Genomic DNA, 16,508 nt, shown 5'->3' with positions numbered 1-16,508 from the left:
ATTGCAACGCATTTTCATTCGTGATAGCCATTTTTGCAGCAGGCGATGAAACAAATGGGCCCGAAACCGAAGCAAGGAAGAGTAGCCATGACCAGCATGACGCGCCGCGGCCTGTTCACGGGCGTCGCGGCCTTGGGGTGTGCGGGCCTCCTGGCGGGCCGCGCCCGTGCCGACGCAGCGATCCCCGAGTTGACGGTCTGGGGACCGCCGGCGGGACCATCCGTGACCGTCGTTCACGCCATTGAAACCGGGCGCCTGCGCGGCATCGCCGATACCGTGACGTTCCGCGCCTGGCGCAATCCCGACGAACTGCGCGCCGGCCTGACGTCGGGCACCATGAACGTGTTCGTCCTGCCCACGCAGTCGGCGGCGAACCTGTTCAATCGCGGGCTGGACGTCCGGCTGGTCAACGTCATGACCAACGGCCTCCTGCATGTGGTGTCGGCCGATCCGGCGCTGACGTCGCTGGAGGCGCTCAAGGGCCGGAGCGTCGCCGTGCCCTTCCGCAACGACACCCCCGACATCATCTTCCGCCGCCTGCTGACGGCCCGGAACATCGGCGAGGACGACCTGGACCTGCGGTTCGCCGGCACGCCGCTGGAAGCCGCGCAGTTGCTGGCAACCGGCCGCATCGACGCCGCCCTTCTGCCCGAACCGGCGGCCAGCGCGTCGATCGTCAGGGGCGCGATGGCCGGACGGGCGCTCACGCGCGTCATCGACATCCAGGACGCCTGGGCAAAGGCCATGGACCTGCCGCCCGCCCTGCCCCAGGCGGGGCTCGGCGTGACCGGCGCCTTCCTGGAGGCCCACCGCCCGGCGGTGGAAGCCCTGCACCAGGGGCTGGCGCAGGCGGTCGAAGCCGTCAACGCCGCCCCGGCCGAGGCCGCCGGCATCGTCGCCGGCACGGTGGGCCTGCCGGCCCCGGTGATCCGGCAGGCGATCCCCCACTCGAACCTGGTGGCGACGCGGGCCGGCGCCGCGCGTCCCGTCCTTGAGCCTGTCTTCAAGGCGCTCGCCGATACCGATCCGGCAATTCTTGGCGGCAAGCTGCCCGACAGCGCCTTCTATCTGTAGGAGCGGATCATGGCAGCGGCGCTTCTGGACCGGCTGGGCCGCCTTGGCCGCTTCCTGTGGTCGGGCTGGGCGGGGCTGACCGGCCTTGCCCTGTTCGCCGCCCTGTGGCAGGCCGGGCACGAGTTGTACGGCGACTTCATCCTGTCCGCGCCGGCCGCCACGGTCCAGGCCGCGGCGCTTATCCTCACCGATCCGGCAAGCCTTCTGCTGGTGGTGGAAACCGTGCGCCGCGCGGCGGAGGGCTTCCTGCTCGCCGTCGCCTGCGGTGCGGCCGGGGGCCTCGCGGCGGGCTATTCGGCAGCGACCATGCGGGTGGCGCGCCCCATCCTGACCGTTCTGCTGGGTGTGCCGCCGATCGCCTGGATCGTCCTGGCGATGATCTGGTTCGGCTCGTCCGACGGCACCGTCACCACCACCGTCGTCGTCGCGGCCACGCCCATGATCTTCCTCGGCGTGGCGGAAGGCGTGATGAGCCGCGACCGCAAGCTGGACGACATGGCGCGGGCCTTCGGCGCCGGTCCGGTGCAGCGCCTGCGCACCCTCGGCCTGCGTCACGTCTCGGCCTATCTCTTCCCCGTCCTGACGGTCGCCCTGGGCACCGCCTTCAAGGTGGCGGTGATGGCCGAGCTTCTGGCCAACACCGGCGGCATCGGCGGCGCCCTGGCCATGGCGCGCGCCAACCTCGACGTCACCACGGCGCTCGCCTGGGTCCTGGTCGCCGTCGGCGGTCTGATCGCGGTGGAGTACCTTGTGGTCCACCCGGTCCGCGCCGAGTTCGAACGCTGGCGGGAGGCCAGCCGCCCCTGGGGCGTCAAGCGATGAGCGGGCGGTGCGGCCCTGCGCGCACGCCGCGCGCAGCGGCATCCCTCGAAGCGGCGGACCGCCGGACGATCCGCCGCGCAAGCATTTTCGGCGCACTCGATGACGCCACCTTCGACCTGCTCGTGGAGCCGGTGCGCGTCGAAACGGTGGCGGAAGGGGGAACGCTGTTCCTTCAGGGCGATCCGGCAGAGGCCTTCTATGTCGCCGTCGACGGCTGGCTTCAGATGGTCCGCGACACCAGCGACGGTGCCCGCACCGTCATCAAGCTGATCGGGCCGGGGGAGTCCTTCGCCGAAGCCCTGATCATGCCGGGCGCCCGCTATCCCGTCGCCGCGGAAGCCGCGACGCCGGTGCGCGCCGCCCGTTTCGAAGCGGCCCGCTTCCGTGCGCTGGTGGAGCAGACGCCCGGCCTGGGATTGTCCATCGTCGCCGCGACCTTCCGACAGATGCAGCGGTTGGTCGACCAGATCGAGCACCTGAAAAGCTGGTCCGTGGACCGCCGTGTCGCCGACATGCTGCTTCAGATGCACGCCGGAGCCGGTCACCCGGCGACGGCCTTCCCGCTGCCTGTCGAACAGTCCGTCATCGCCGCCCGGCTGGCCGTCACGCCGTCCACCCTGTCGCGCAGCCTGCGCAAGCTGAGTGCGCTGGGCGTCGACGCGCGCCGGGGCCGCATCACACTGCACGACCCCGACCGCCTGCGGGCGTACGTCGCCGAGGCGGCCGACTGAACCTCCCGCTTTTTCGGCTCAACTTGCCCAGGATCAAGAGGGCACGTGGCGAAGGCGGCTATGATCGCGAATGACACTCGTTCGCAATATTATGAGAGGTTTCCATGACGACTGATGGACGCGCGTCCCAGGGCCGCAGCAGCCCGCGGCGGAGGCCGGGCCGCACCGGCGCCGCCCTCATCACCGGGGCTGTCGCCATGGGCGTTGCCGGCGGGGTTCCCGCCGATGCCCGCGCGCAGTCGGCCACTCCGGGCTCGACGGTGTATCTGGAGCCGCTCACCGTCGAAGGCCTGCAGCTGATGACGGAAGACCGCTCCCGCATCCGGCTGGAGGCCATTCCCGGCGGCACCGGCCTGGTCGCGACCGACGACCTGACGGGCAAGGCGGACCTGTCCATTTCCGACACGCTGGCGGCGGTTCCCGGCGTGGTGGTGCAGGATTTCTTCGGCGGCAACGACCAGCCGCGCATCCAGATCCGTGGCTCCGGCCTGCAGCAGAACCCGGTGGAGCGCGGTGTGCTGGCCCTGCAGAACGGCCTGCCCATCAACCGCGCCGACGGCTCGTACATCGTCGGCCTCGCCAACCCGCGCCAGGCGGAGGTGGTGGAAATCTACCGCGGCTACACGGCCAACCGACTGGGCGCGGCCATGCTGGGCGGGGCGATCAACTTCGTCTCCCCCACCGGCACCTCGGACCCCGGCGTCGAGGCCATGCTGGAAGGCGGCAGCTTCGGCCACGTCAAGGGCGCGCTGCAGGCCGGCGGCCGCCTGGGCGATGCCGACGGCCTGGTGCGCCTCGACCACAGCCGCCGCGACGGCTACCGCGACTACAACAGTTCCGAACGGACGAGCATCGACGCCAACGTCGGCCTGGACGTGACCGACGATGTCAGCACGCGGTTCTTTGCCGGCTACACGGACCTGCGCTTCGACGTGGCGGGACCGCTGCCCAAGGCGATCCTGGAGTCCGACCCCGATTCCGTCCACGGCGGACCGGTCATGGTGGGCGGGCAACCGACCAATCCGGGCCCCAACGTGCTGCGCGACCGGCCGCAACGGGACGCGGAACAGTTCCATGTCGGCAACCGCACCTCGGCCACCTTCGGCGACCATCTTCTGGACGGCGGCATCGGCTATACCCACACAAAGGACGCCTTCCGCTTCCCCATCCCGTCGGGCATCCGCGAGACGGAGGGCGGCGATCTGACGCTGGTCGCGCGCTACGCCTACGCGCCGGACCCCGACGCGCCCCTGCCGCTGGTGGACACCAGCCTGCGCTATGTGACGGGCTCGGCCGACCGGCGTGACTACATCAATGCCTCGGGCGAGCGCGGGCCGCTGTTCGGCAGCAGCGACCTTGAAGCCTCCACCCTGACGCTGCACGGCGGCCTCAACCTGCCGCTGGGGGACGGGTTCACCCTGTCGCCGGCCATCACCTATGCGCTCGCGACCCGCACCAACACCGACACCTACGGCGCCGCCACCCGGCCGACCATCGCCTACAATCCCGGCCAGCCGAACCAGCGGCTGCCCGATGGATCGGTGACCGCCGGCGACACCAGCTACGACCATGAGTATTCGGCGGTCAGTCCCAGCCTCGGCCTGTCCTACCGCCCGAACGACGACCACATGGTCTTCGCCGCCGTGAGCCGCAGCTTCGAGCCGCCGACCCACGACGACCTGCTGGCCACCGTCAACGGCACGCCGAACAGCAGCGCCGGCCGGCCCCGCCCGCCTGCGCCGAACTTCCCCGCCGCGGCCTACCGCACGCCCGACCTGGACGCCCAGACGGCGACCACGATCGAGGCGGGCTGGCGCGGCTTCCTTGGCCCCGTGGGTGTCGACGCCGTGACGTACTACTCTTGGGTGAACGACGAACTGCTCAGCCTGCGCGACGAGACGGGGGCCTCGCTGGGCGCCGTCAACGCCGACGAAACACGGCACTTCGGCGTGGAACTGGGTGTGACCGCGCATCTGTCCGACGATCTGTCGACGCGGCTCGCCTACACCTTCCAGGACTTCCGCTTCCATGACGACCCGGTGCGGGGCGACAACCGCCTGGCCGGCGCGCCCCAGCACGTCATCAACCTGACGGCCCGCTATGCCGTGACCGAGGACCTTGCGGTGGGCGCGGGGCTGGACTGGATTCCGACGGAAACGCCGGTGGACAACATGAACACCCTCTACCGCGACCCCTACGCCACAGTGGACCTGAGCGCCGACTACAGTGTCGCCGAGGGCGTCGTTCTGTATGGCGAGGCGCGCAACATCTTCGATGCGACCTATGCCTCATCGACCCTCATCGTCGACCAGGCGCGGCCCGACCAGGCGGCGTTCCTGCCGGGCGACGGGCGGGCGTTCTACGCCGGCCTGCGGGTCGCATTCTGATCGGGGCGGAGGCACCATGGACCAGGCCCTGACCCTGAGCGGCGTCGGCCACTCCTACCTCGGCCGGACGGTGGTCGACGGGATCGACCTGAGCCTTGCCGTGGGCGAGGTGGTTGCTCTCGTCGGCCCGTCCGGGTGCGGCAAGAGCACGCTCGCCCACATCGCCGCCGGCGTGGTCGACCCGCTGCGGGGGGCGGTGGTGCGGGGCTACGAGCGCCATGCCATGGTGTTCCAGGAGCCGCGCCTGCTGCCCTGGGCCACCGCGCGCGACAACATCGCCTATCCGCTGCGCCTCGCCGGCGTGTCCCGCCGCGAGCGTCGGCGGCGGGCCGAGGCGGCGGCGGACCGGGCGGCGCTGGAAGCACGCGACCTGGACAAGTTCCCGGCGGAGCTTTCGGGCGGGATGCTCCAGCGCACGGCCATCGCCCGCGCCCTGGCCGTGGCGCCGGACTTCATCTATTTCGACGAGCCGTTCACGGCGCTGGACGTGGCGCTCAAGCGGCGAATGCAGGACCTGGTGATCGAGGCGGCGGGGCTTTACCGCTTCGGCGCCCTGTTCATCACCCACGACCTGATGGAGGCCGCGCGCATCGCCCACCGCATCGCCGTCATGGACGTGCACGGACGCGGCATCGTCGGCGCCCGCACCCTGCCCGGCAGCCCCGGAGAGCGCACCGAGGCCGAGGTTTTCACCCTGGTCGGCGCCTTCCTCGGCGACGACCCGCTGTTCCGGCATGTGCACGACGTGGATGAAAGGCGGCTGGCATGACGGCCCAGGCGATCCGGCAGACGCTTTCCGCCCGGCTGGAGGTGCTCGGCGACGAGGGCCTGCGGCCGTTCTTCCTGCTTTCGGCGCTGCACGCCGCGCTGTGGCCGTTCCTGTGGGTGGCGGGCGATTTCGCCCTGCCCTTCGAGGAACCCCTGCCGCCAACCCTGCGCCACGCCAACGAAATGCTGTTCGGGGCCTACGGCGCGGCCCTTATCGGCTTCGTCACGACGGCCGTGCCCGAGTGGAGCAACACCGCCCGCTTCAGGGGCCGGCCGCTGTTCATCCTGGCCGGCCTGTGGCTCGTCGGGCGACTGGCGGGGCTGCTGGGGGCGGCACCGCTGGCGCCCGTTGGCGCCGCCGCCGACCTGGCGTGGCTGCTGTTCCTGCCGGCGTACGTGGCCTGGGTGCGGTGGCGGCGCCCGCACGCCCGGCTGATCGGAATGCTGTTCTGGCTGACGGCGCTGGCGGCCGCCGGCGCCACGGCGCAGGCCGCCATCATCTTTGTCGCGCCGGACCTCGCCGCCGAGGCTCTCCGCGCGGCGGCCCTGGTGTTCATCGGGCTGCTCGGTTTGGTCCTGGGACGGATCACTGTGCCCATCACCAACAAGGTCCTGGACCCGACCGAGGAAACCTCGCCCTACCGCCCGCACCCGGGACGCCTGAACCTGGCGCCCGGCATGGCGGCTGTCGCGCTGGCGGGAACCCTTGCCGGCCTGTCGCCCGCCGTCACCGGGTACCTGATGATCGCGGCCGGCGCAGCCTTCCTCGACCGCGTCGGGGAAGCCTTCGTCGGGCGGGAGGCCGTGCGCGCACCGCTTCTGGCGCCGGCGCTGTCGAGCCTGCTGGCCGGGATCGGCCTGTTGCTGATCGGCGCGGCACGACTGGGCGCTCCCTATCCGGAGACGGCCGCGCTGCACATGGTGTTGATGGGCGGCCTGGGCCTGGGCGTGCTCACGGTGTTCGCCGTGGCCGGCCTGATGCACACGGGGCGCAGCCTGGCGTTTCCGCGCACGGTGCCGGTCGCGCTCACGCTGCTTGTGGCGGGGACCGCGCTGCGCGTGCTGCCGGACCTGGGCGTGATGCCCTATCCGCCGGGACCGCCGCACCTGCTGGCCTCGGTGGTGTGGGCGGCCGCCTTCCTCCTCTGGCTGTGGAGCTACTGGCCCATCCTGAGCCGACCGAATGTGAGCGGGGACGGCTGCTGCTGAGCCCAGGTATCGCCGGCAAACTCCGAATTTGGCGCACCCGCGGCCGTCCCGGTGGTGCCTCACCTTGGACGACGATCAACTGTTGCCCATCATCATCCGATAGCGCACCTGGTCGAACACGACCGCCAGGATCAGCAGACCGCCCAGCAGCACCATCTGCATGTAGGAACTCACCTGCGCCAGGTTCATGCCGTTCTGCACCAGGACGATGAAGAAAGCGCCCAGCACCACGTTCTCCACCCGGCCGATGCCGCCGCGCAGGGAGACGCCCGCGATGACGCAGGCGGCAATGGATTCGAGCGCGATGGAGCCACCCAGGTTCGCCTCGCCGCTTTCGACACGGGCCGTCAGCAGAAGGCCGGTCAGGGACGCGATCAACGCGCACAGGCCGTAGGCGAAGATCAGCGTGCGCTTGGTGTGAATGGCTGAAAGGTGGGCCGCCTTGATGTTCCCGCCGATGGCGTAGATGTGCGCGCCGGTGCGCGTGCGCGCCATGACGATCCACATCACCGCCACCGCCACGGCGGCGACGATCACTGGCACCGGAATGCCCCACAGGCGCCCGAAGCCGAAAACGTCGGCGAACTCGAACGGCAGGCCGGAGACAGGCACGCCGCCCGTCAGGAACAGCGAGATGCCGGCGGCGACCGAGCTGACGCCGAGCGTCATGATGAAGGGCGAGACACCGAAGTAGGCGACGCCGACGCCGTTCACCAGCCCGATGACCGACGCGGCGGCGAAGCCGGCGAAGGCGCCCAGCAGGATCGCCAGCCAGATGGCCTCGGGGAAGACCGCCGCCAGCGCCACCATGGCCATGGCAGAGACCACGGACGTCAGCGCGATGGACGCGCCGACCGACAGGTCGAAGCCGCCCGTGATCAGGACCAGCATCTGCCCCAGAGACACCAGCATCAGATAGACCGACTGGCGCACCACGTTGACGATATTGTCCAGCGTCAGGAAGCGGTCTGACATCACAGTGAAGACCACCAGCGCGCCGGCCAGGAAGAACGGCAGCACGCCCAGGCGGATGAACAGGGCGCGGGCGGCCGCCCCGGCGCCGGCATGGCGGGCGGGCGGAACGGCGGACGGCGCCGGATCGGCCTTCGTGGCGGGCGAGGCGCTCATGCGGGAACTCCTTCCTCATCGAAAAAGTGTGCGAGGACGGCGGATTCGCTGATTTCCTCCCCGTCCAGTTCGGCCGAGATGCGGCCGCGGGAGAACACCACCAGCCGGTGGGCCAGGTTCATCACCTCCGGCAGGTCGGAGGAGATGACCACCACCGCCTTGCCGGCCTCGGCGATGTCGCGGATCAGGCCGTAGATGGCGGCGCGCGCCCCCATGTCGACGCCCACCGTCGGCTCGTCGAAAATGTAGACGTCGTAGTCGCGACCAAGGCCGCGGCCGAACAGCGTCTTCTGCTGGTTGCCGCCCGAGAGCTTGGCGACCAGCCGGTCGCGGTAGGCCATGGGCAGGTCGACGCGCTCCGCCACCTGGTCGCCCTGCTCGCGGATGCGACGCCAGGGCAGCAGGCCCAGGCGGCCCGAATCACAGGCCAGGATGCCCTGGGCCAGGTTCTCCCGCGCCGTGAAGGCCAGTTGCAGCCCTTCGGTCTTGCGGTCGGCGGTCAGGTAGTAGGCGCCGGCGCGCATCATGGCGCGGGTCGGGTGGCCGGTGACGTCGCGCCCGGCCAGGGTGACGCGGCCGAACTTCACCGGCAGCAGGCCCATCATGGCCCGGAACGCCCGCGACTTGCCAGAGCCCACCAGCCCCGCCACCCCCAGCACCTCGCCGGGACGGACCTCGATATCGACACCATGCACGCCCCAGGCGTGCAGGTCGGTGGCCGCCAGCAGCGGCGGGCCGGGGTTGCGGGCGATGCGGGGATAGATTTCGGCGATGGCGCGGCCGGCCATCATTTCCACCAGTTCGGCCTCGGAGGTTTCGTCCATCTTCACGGTGCCGATCCAGGCGCCATCGCGCAGCACCGTGATGCGGTCGGCGATACGGGCGAACTCCTGAATCCGGTGGGAGATGTAGATGATACCCACCCCGCGCGCCTTCATGCGCTTCACCACCGTGAACAGGTGATCCACCTCGCGGTCGGTAAGCGATGCCGTGGGCTCGTCCAGGATCAGGATGGACACGTCGCGGTGCAGCGCCTTGGCGATCTCCACCATCTGCTGCTCTGCGCGGCTGAGGGTGGAGACGCGGCGCGTCGGGTCGATCTCGAATTCCAGGTCGGCGAACAGGGTGCGCGCCTTGGCGGTCATGGCGCGGCGGTCGAGGAACGGGCCGACGCGCGGCTCGTCGCCGAGAAAGATGTTCTCGGCCACCGTCAGCGTCGGCACCAGGGAGAACTCCTGGAACACGGCGGAAATGCCGACGGCGCGCGCGTCGGCGACGGACTGGAAGTGGACCGGCGTTCCGCGCACGCGGATCTCGCCCTCGCTGGGCGTGTTGGCGCCGGCGATCATGGAGATCAGGGTGGACTTGCCCGCACCGTTCTCGCCGAACAGCACATGCACTTCGCCGGGGCGCAGATCGAAATCCACCGCATTCAGGGCGACGACGCCGGGATAACGCTTGGTCAGCCCGACCGTCTCGATCAAGGGGGTCTGGCTCATGAGGCTGGTCCGTCCATGGCGGAAACCATGCCCAGCGGGACCGGGACGACCGGCCGGGCGGACAACGGTCCGTCCCGGCCGGTCCTGCACCGGATCACTCGACGCTGAACACCGGGCTGAAGCTGCGCGGCGGCAGGATGGTGTCGCGGTCGACCGACGCCACGTTCTCCTGATCCACCACGAAGATCTTCGGGCCGACGTGCTTGATGACGTCCTTGCCCTCCAGCAGGCGTACGGCCTGGTCCATGGCGATGCGGCCCTGGATAACCATGGAGTCCGCCGGCGCGGCCTGGATGAAGCCGCGCTCGATGCCCTGGTGGACGCCCGGCGTCATGTAGAAGGCCAGGATGCCGACGCTGTCGGTCAGGCCGCGCTCGCGCAGCAGGCCCTGGGCCGCCTCGGCGGTGACCGCCGTGCCGGCGATGTAGTCGACGTCCGGTGTCGCCTGGAGCACGTCCTCCACGAGGCGCAGCTGGGCCTCCTTGCCGGTGTCGCCGTAGCGCGGTTCCAGCACCTCGACGGCCGAACCCTCGACGGCCTCCATGAAGCCCTTGTGGGCCGCCTCGACCCAGCCGGCGCCGGCCGGACCGGGGAACCAGCCGACCTTCACCGGGTCACTGCCGGCCGGGTGCTTCTCGGCCAGGTATTTCCCGGTCTCGCTGCCCATGGTGTAGAAGGACACCAGCGACTTGGCGGACAGGCCGGGCGAGGACATGCCGTTGATGACGTCGATGACCGGCGTGCCCTTGCCGGCAATCTCGCCCACCAGGTTGTTGAGGCCGTCATAGGAGATGGCGCCGATGATGACGGCGTCGGCGCCGCGTGCCACGCAGTCCTCGATCTGGCTGATCTGGTTGGTCAGTTCGGTGTAGCCGCCGGCTTCCACCAGATTCATCTTCACGCCCAGGCGCTTGGCCTCTTCGGCAACGCCGTAGTTCACGCCCAGCCAGTAAGCGTCCTTCATGTGGGGGAAGGAGACGCAGATGTCCCAGGGCTGCGAGGCCTTGTCCAGCGGCGTGTACTCGACATCCTGCTGGGTTCCGTCGGTGGCGAAGGGCGGGACGGTTTCCTGCGCCGGATAGGGAAACCAATCGGCGGCGTAGGCGCCGCTGCTGAGGGCCGTGCCCAGCGCGAGGGCAAGCGCAAGCGTCTTCATGATCGGGTGCCTCCACTGTGACCTGTTCATAGGGTCGGGGTTGTCGTTTTCGACTTTTTTGTATGCTCCGCCCGCCCGGACGGCCCGGGCGGGCGCATTAAGCCGCGTCAGTCGAGCGCGGCGCGCAGGCTGTCGAGCAGTCGCGCGCGGTCCTTGCGGGCCGTCAGCGCCTGCTCCATGTCCACCTTCACGAACCGCGTCGGCGTGTGCGGCTGCAACTGGCCGATCAGGTCCATGTCGGCCGAGATCACCGCGCCCAGCGTGAAGTAGCCGCCGCCGGACACCGCGTCGCGGTGCAGGATGATGGGCTCCGTGCCGCCGGGCACCTGGATGGAGCCATAGGGGTAGCAGCCGTCCACGATGTTCGACGGGTCCGACCCCGCGCCGAAGGGCTGCTCGCGCGGCTCGAACTCGACCGGGCGGCCGCCGCGGAAGCGGTAGCCCATGCGGTCGGCCTCCGGCGCGACCTTCCATTCATCGTCGAAGAAGTTGCGGCCGGCCTGTTCGGTGATGAGGCGCCAGTACAGGCCCGGCAGCACGCGCAACTCCGCCGGGGAGCCCGGCAGGCGGCGCAGGTTGGCGGGCACCTCGCGGCCCTCGCCGCGGCCGGGATTGTCGCCGGTGGGCACCACGTCGCCCACGGCCAGCGGCCGCCCCTGCACGCCGCCCAGCGCCCCGATGGGATAGGTCGAGCGGCTGCCCAGGTTCTTGGGCGTGGCGATACCGCCGGAGATGGCGATGTAGGCCCGCGCACCGCCGCGCAGGTACTCGAACGACAGCGTCTGACCCGCCTTGATCGTGAACGATGTCCACGGCGCCTTGGCCTCGCCATCGACCAGCGCGGGAAGATCGGCGCCGGTCACGGCGACCGTGCAGTCCTTCTCGAACTCAAGCTGCGGCCCCATGAAGACTGCCTCCAGGCCCGCCTCGCCCTCGTCGTTGCCCACCAGCAGGTTGGCGGCGCGCAGGGCGTAGCGGTCCATGGCGCCGGACACCGGAATGCCCAGGTGGAAGTAGCCCGGACGGCCCAGATCCTGGATCGTCGTCAGCAGGCCGGGGTTGAGAACCTTAAACGCCATAGAGAGCCTCCATCAGCCGCTTGTTGGTCCCGTCCATGTCCGCATTGAAGGCGTCGAGGTCGAAGGTGGCCTCGCGGATGCGGGGCTCGAACCGGTTGGCCTCCACGTCGGCCAGGATCGCGTCGTATTCGGCGCGGTCGATGGGCTTCCACTTGACGATGTCGCCGGGCTTGAAGAACACCAGGAAGTCCCGCAGGTAGGAGACCGTCTGCGTCGGGTCGTAGATGGGCATGGGCGTGATGCCGAACATCTGGTAACCGCCGGCCCCGCGCACCGAATAGATGCACGAGAAACTGCCGCCGTAGCCCACCGTCTGCTTGGGCGTGTCGGTGCGCGGACGCAGGTACTTGGGCACCTGGATCTGCTTGGAGCGGTCGACCAGCTGGTAGAGGAACGGCAGGCCGGAGACGAAGCCGACCATGGAGACGAACCACGGCGTCGAGTGGTGGGCGGTGATGAAGTCGGCCACCGTCTCGTAGCCGTTGATGCGCGCCGCGTAATCCAGGTCGGTGCCGCTGGGGTCCTGGTGGCGCTCGCGGAACCGCATGAGGGTTTCATGGGTCCACGGGTCCTGGTAGTACACCGGCACCTCGATGATGCGGGTGTTCAGGCGCTTTTCCGCCGTTTCCGCCGTGTGCTCCAGGGCCTTCAGCTCGGACAGCATGGCGTCGGGCGCGATGACGTCGGGGTTGAACTTGACCTGGAAGCTGGCGTTGGCGGGGCAGACCTCGGTCACGCCGTCGATCTTCGCCGCGCGCACCGCGTTGCTCATGGACAGGCTTTTGAAGAAGGCGTCGAGCGACATTTCCTCGTCCATTTCGACGAAGATGTGCTCGTCCCCTCCGAAGGAATAACGGGTCTTCATCCAATCCTCCCTATTCGGCGGCGAGTGTCTGGCCCGCGAGCCAGGGTTCGAGGAACTGGGTGTGGAACTCCCCGGCCTTCACCGCCGGGTCGGCCGCGAGCGCGGCGTGCAGCGGCACGGTGGTCTTCACGCCCTCGATGCAGAGCGTCTTCAGCGCCTCGGCCATGCGGTCGATGGCGGCGGCGCGGTCAGGCCCGTGGACGATCAGCTTGCCGAGAAGCGAGTCGTAGAAGGGCGGGATGGCGTAGCCCTCGTAGATCATGCCGTCGAAGCGCACCCCCTCGCCTTCCGGGATCGACAGCGCGCCGACCAGGCCGGGAAACGGCATGAAGTTGTTGGCGGGGTCCTCGGCATTGATCCGCACCTCGATGGCATGGCCGTCCAGGCGGATGTCCTCCTGGCGCACCGACAGCGGCTCCCCGCCGGCGACGCGCAGCATCTCGGCAATCAGGTCCAGTCCGGTGACCATCTCCGTGACCGGGTGCTCCACCTGGATGCGGGTGTTCATCTCGATGAAGAAGAACGACCCCGTGGTCGGCTCGTAGAGGTATTCCAGCGTGCCGGCGCCGCGATAACCGACATTCTCGGCAAGCGCCACGGCGGAGGCGCAGAGTGTGGCGCGGGTCTCCGCATCCAGGCACGCGGCCGGGGCTTCCTCCCACACCTTCTGGCGGCGGCGCTGGAGCGAGCATTCGCGCTCGAAGCAGTGCACGGCGCGGCTGCCGTCGCCCAGGATCTGCACCTCGATGTGGCGGGCATCGCGCACCACGCGCTCCAGGTACAGCCCGCCGTCGCCGAAGGCGGCCTGCGCCTCGGACTGGGCCTGCGGAGCGAGGCGGCGCAACTCCTCCTCGGTCTCCGCGATGCGGATGCCGCGCCCGCCGCCGCCGGCGGCGGCCTTGATCATGACCGGGTAGCCGACCTTCTCGGCCGCGGCCACGGCGGCATCGGCGTTGGCGAGGCGGCCGTCGGAGCCCGGCACCACCGGCACGCCGGCGGCGATGGCGGCGGCGCGGGCGGCGGCCTTGTCACCCATGGTGCGGATGGTGTCCGGCGAGGGACCGACGAACACCATCCCCGCCGCTTCCACCTTCTCGGCGAAATCGGCGTTCTCGGCGAGGAAGCCGTAGCCGGGGTGGACGGCGTCGCACCCGGCGTCCCTGGCGGCGGCGACGATGCGGTCGGCATCCAGGTAGGATTGCTTGGCGGCGGGCGGACCGATGCAGACCGCATGATCGGCCAGGCGCACGGCGAGCATGTCCGCGTCGGCCTCGGAGTGGGCCTGCACGGTCTCGATGCCCAGCGCCTTGGCGGAGCGCACGATGCGGACCGCGATCTCCCCCCGGTTGGCGATGAAGAGACGACGGATCGCCATGGCGTCAGCCTTCCACTTCGGCGAGCACGGCACCCGCCGTCACGGGCTGTTCGTTCTCGGCGACGAAGCGGGTGATCTTGCCGGCCACCTCCGCCTTCACCTCCATGAAGGACTTCATCACCTCCACCAGGCCGATGACGTCGCCCACGGCGACGGCGTCGCCCTCGTTCTTGAACGGAGGCTCCTCGGGCGACGGGGCGCGGTAGAAGGTGCCGGGCAGCGGCGAGCGGATGTCAGCCATGAAACTCTCCCTTGGTTCGGGCGTGGCGCCCGTGTTTGCGGCGCGGTCGCGCGCCGGTCAGGCGGCGTTCCGGATCTTCAGGACCTCGGCGGCGGAGGCGATGCGGATGCCGTTCTCCACCAGCCCCGCGCGCACCGCCGTGCCGATGGCCAGCGCGCCGGGGGTGTCGGAGTGGAAGCAGATGGAGTCGAAGGCGATGTCGATGTCCTCGCCCTCCACCGTGCGGACCTTGCCCTCCAGGCAGGCGCGGACGCACTTGTCGGCGACCTCCTGCGGGTCCAGGCGGCGCATCTTGCGCGAGAAGACGATGGAGCCGGTGTTGGCATAATCGCGGTCGGCGTAGAACTCGCGCACCACCGGCACGCCGGCGGCGCGGGCGACGTCGTGGGTAATGGACGCCCCCATGCAGAACAGCAGCGTCTCGGGGCTGGAGCGCGCCAGCGTCTCGGCCAGCTGGCGCGACAGGTCCTCGTCCTTCGCGACCTCCATGTACAGCGCGCCGTGCGGCTTGACGTGCTGCAGCCGCACGCCGTGGCGGCGGGTGAACTCCCGGATCGCGCCGACCTGATAGACGATGTCGTTGATGAGTTCTTCCGGCCGGGCATTGATGACGCGGCGCCCGAAGCCCTGGAGGTCGCGGTAGCCGGGATGCGCCCCGACGGCGACACCGCGTTCGGCGGCCAGGCGCACCACGCGGTCCATGATGTTGGGGTCACCCGCATGGAATCCGGCGGCCACGTTGGCGGAACTGATGAGATCCATCAGGTCCTCGTCCGCCGCCTCCAGCGTCCATTGCCCGAAGCCCTCGCCGAGATCGCAGTTGAGATCGACAAGTCTGCCAGTCACGAGCGTCTCTCCCTTTTCCAGCGGGCCGGGCTCTGGAGGATCGAGCCGCGGCCTCGGTTAAGGAAAAGCGTGTGCCTGCCGAGCGGCTTTGACAAATTCTATTTTCGAAGCCATCATTATTGAAAAATCATATATCTAGAACTCATAACATTTGCGCCTGATCGTTGATTTTCCCCGGTTTACCCTGGGTTGCAGCCACGGAAGCGGTGGCGTAATTCGAAAATCTCAAGGGACCTGTTCTGAAAACCAGAGGGGCCGATGTCTCTGAACTTCCGCCACGTCAAGTATTTCGTTGCGACGGCCAACCTCGGGCAGGTGTCACGCGCCGCCAAGGAACTGGCGATCTCGCAATCCGCCATCACCACCGCCATCAAGGAGCTTGAGGCGATGGTCGGCGCGCGGCTGTTCGAGCGCACGGCCCAGGGAATGGAACTGACGGAAGGCGGGCGGCGGTTCCTGGCGTCGGCGAACCGCATCCTGACCAGCATTGACGAGGCCCTGACCACCAGCGCGACGACGGAAGAGGTGTCGGGGACGCTTTCGGTGGCGGCAAGCTACACCGTGCTGGGATACTTCCTGCCGCAGCACCTGGAGCGGCTGGAGAAGCGCTATCCCAACCTGCGGATCCAGCTTTATGAACTCAGCCGCGAGATGATCGAGGACGGGCTGGTCACCAACCGCTTCGACATGGCGGTGGTGCTGACGTCCAACATCGCCAACCCTGAACTGGTGACGGAAACGCTGCTGAGCAGCCAGCGCCGCCTGTGGGTGCCGTCCGGCCATCATCTCCTCGGGCGCGATGCCGTGGGCCTGAAGGACGTCGCCGAGGAGCCCTACATCATGCTGACGGTGGACGAGGCGGCGCACACCGCCCTGCGCTACTGGAACCAGACGCCGTACCAGCCGCAGGTCAAGCTGCGCACGTCGTCGATCGAGGCCGTGCGCTCCATCGTCGCCAACGGGCAGGGCGTGACGATCCTCTCGGACATGGTCTACCGCCCGTGGTCGCTGGAAGGCCGCCGCATCGAGACCGTGGTGCCCACCCCGCCCGTGCCCGCCATGAGCATCGGCCTGGCATGGCGGCAGGGCGTGGAGCTGACACCGGCCATGAAGCTGTTCCGCCACTATTTCAGTTCGGTCTATCAGACGCCGGTCAGTCAGCTTCCCGCATGACGCGGCGGCGCTTTCGTCGTTCTCCGGCTCTGGAAGCAGGCATTTCCCGCACCGGCGGGAAAATCACGCACATCCAGCGCAGGGGCCGATCCTGCACGGTGCGCGCGGCAGGGTAAACGCATTGGAGCGTTTGAAGAATCGTCGCCCCATCCGGG

The 16,508-nt window shown here is 69.3% G+C and carries 15 protein-coding genes; 7 read left to right on the top strand and 8 right to left on the bottom strand.

Annotated features, from left to right (window positions below; all coding sequences use genetic code 11):
- The first annotated feature begins 87 nt into the window (after nt 1-87).
- From C882_RS14500 to C882_RS14475, 6 genes are all read left to right on the top strand, one after another.
- A complete protein-coding gene (locus C882_RS14500) occupies nt 88-1,074 on the top strand; it encodes an ABC transporter substrate-binding protein (protein ID WP_043645702.1) in 987 nt (328 codons plus the stop codon).
- Between the two features lie 9 nt (nt 1,075-1,083).
- Nucleotides 1,084-1,896, top strand: a complete 813-nt coding sequence (locus C882_RS14495; protein WP_009541380.1) for an ABC transporter permease — start codon at nt 1,084-1,086, stop codon at nt 1,894-1,896.
- Nucleotides 1,893-2,627, top strand: coding sequence for a Crp/Fnr family transcriptional regulator (locus tag C882_RS14490; RefSeq protein ID WP_009541379.1), 735 nt, complete (start codon nt 1,893-1,895; stop codon nt 2,625-2,627). Before C882_RS14495 ends, C882_RS14490 begins: the two co-directional genes overlap by 4 nt.
- Before the next feature lie 104 nt (nt 2,628-2,731).
- Nucleotides 2,732-5,014 carry a TonB-dependent receptor family protein gene (locus C882_RS14485; RefSeq protein WP_009541378.1) on the top strand — a complete coding sequence of 761 codons (2,283 nt, stop codon included), beginning with the start codon at nt 2,732-2,734 and terminating at the stop codon, nt 5,012-5,014.
- Between the two features lie 16 nt (nt 5,015-5,030).
- On the top strand, nt 5,031-5,783 hold the full coding sequence (locus C882_RS14480; RefSeq protein ID WP_009541377.1) for an ABC transporter ATP-binding protein: 753 nt from the start codon (nt 5,031-5,033) through the stop codon (nt 5,781-5,783).
- A complete protein-coding gene (locus tag C882_RS14475; RefSeq protein WP_009541376.1) occupies nt 5,780-6,991 on the top strand; it encodes an NnrS family protein in 1,212 nt (403 codons plus the stop codon). Before C882_RS14480 ends, C882_RS14475 begins: the two co-directional genes overlap by 4 nt.
- Nucleotides 6,992-7,066: 75 nt before the next feature.
- Here the strand turns inward: C882_RS14475 and C882_RS14470 are convergent, their stop codons facing one another.
- From C882_RS14470 to C882_RS14435, 8 genes are all read right to left on the bottom strand, one after another.
- Nucleotides 7,067-8,119 (bottom strand): ABC transporter permease, encoded by a 1,053-nt coding sequence (locus C882_RS14470; RefSeq protein WP_009541375.1) that lies wholly within the window; start codon nt 8,117-8,119, stop codon nt 7,067-7,069.
- Nucleotides 8,116-9,618 carry a sugar ABC transporter ATP-binding protein gene (locus tag C882_RS14465; RefSeq protein WP_009541374.1) on the bottom strand — a complete coding sequence of 501 codons (1,503 nt, stop codon included), beginning with the start codon at nt 9,616-9,618 and terminating at the stop codon, nt 8,116-8,118. The genes C882_RS14470 and C882_RS14465 overlap by 4 nt, the downstream gene beginning before the upstream one ends.
- Before the next feature lie 94 nt (nt 9,619-9,712).
- On the bottom strand, nt 9,713-10,774 hold the full coding sequence (gene torT, locus C882_RS14460) for a TMAO reductase system periplasmic protein TorT (RefSeq protein ID WP_009541373.1): 1,062 nt from the start codon (nt 10,772-10,774) through the stop codon (nt 9,713-9,715).
- A gap of 107 nt (nt 10,775-10,881) precedes the next feature.
- A complete protein-coding gene (locus C882_RS14455; RefSeq protein WP_009541372.1) occupies nt 10,882-11,853 on the bottom strand; it encodes a 5-oxoprolinase subunit C family protein in 972 nt (323 codons plus the stop codon).
- Nucleotides 11,843-12,718: a 5-oxoprolinase subunit B family protein gene (locus C882_RS14450; RefSeq protein ID WP_009541371.1), complete on the bottom strand. Its 876-nt coding sequence runs from the start codon at nt 12,716-12,718 to the stop codon at nt 11,843-11,845. The genes C882_RS14455 and C882_RS14450 overlap by 11 nt, the downstream gene beginning before the upstream one ends.
- 10 nt (nt 12,719-12,728) lie before the next feature.
- Complete coding sequence (locus C882_RS14445; RefSeq protein WP_009541370.1) at nt 12,729-14,093, bottom strand: acetyl-CoA carboxylase biotin carboxylase subunit; 1,365 nt, start codon at nt 14,091-14,093, stop codon at nt 12,729-12,731.
- A 4-nt stretch (nt 14,094-14,097) separates the two neighbouring features.
- Complete coding sequence (locus C882_RS14440) at nt 14,098-14,334, bottom strand: acetyl-CoA carboxylase (RefSeq protein ID WP_009541369.1); 237 nt, start codon at nt 14,332-14,334, stop codon at nt 14,098-14,100.
- A gap of 57 nt (nt 14,335-14,391) precedes the next feature.
- Nucleotides 14,392-15,180 (bottom strand): 5-oxoprolinase subunit PxpA, encoded by a 789-nt coding sequence (locus tag C882_RS14435; RefSeq protein ID WP_009541368.1) that lies wholly within the window; start codon nt 15,178-15,180, stop codon nt 14,392-14,394.
- Nucleotides 15,181-15,438: 258 nt separating this feature from the next.
- Here C882_RS14435 and C882_RS14430 point away from each other — a divergent pair, with 258 nt between their 5' ends.
- Nucleotides 15,439-16,353, top strand: coding sequence for a LysR family transcriptional regulator (locus tag C882_RS14430; RefSeq protein WP_009541367.1), 915 nt, complete (start codon nt 15,439-15,441; stop codon nt 16,351-16,353).
- Nucleotides 16,354-16,508: the final 155 nt, after the last annotated feature.

The sequence above is a fragment of the Caenispirillum salinarum AK4 genome (assembly GCF_000315795.1).
Taxonomy (GTDB): domain Bacteria; phylum Pseudomonadota; class Alphaproteobacteria; order Rhodospirillales; family Rhodospirillaceae; genus Caenispirillum; species Caenispirillum salinarum.
Note: the sequence above shows the minus strand (reverse complement) of the source record. Positions and strands in the feature narration are given on the sequence as shown.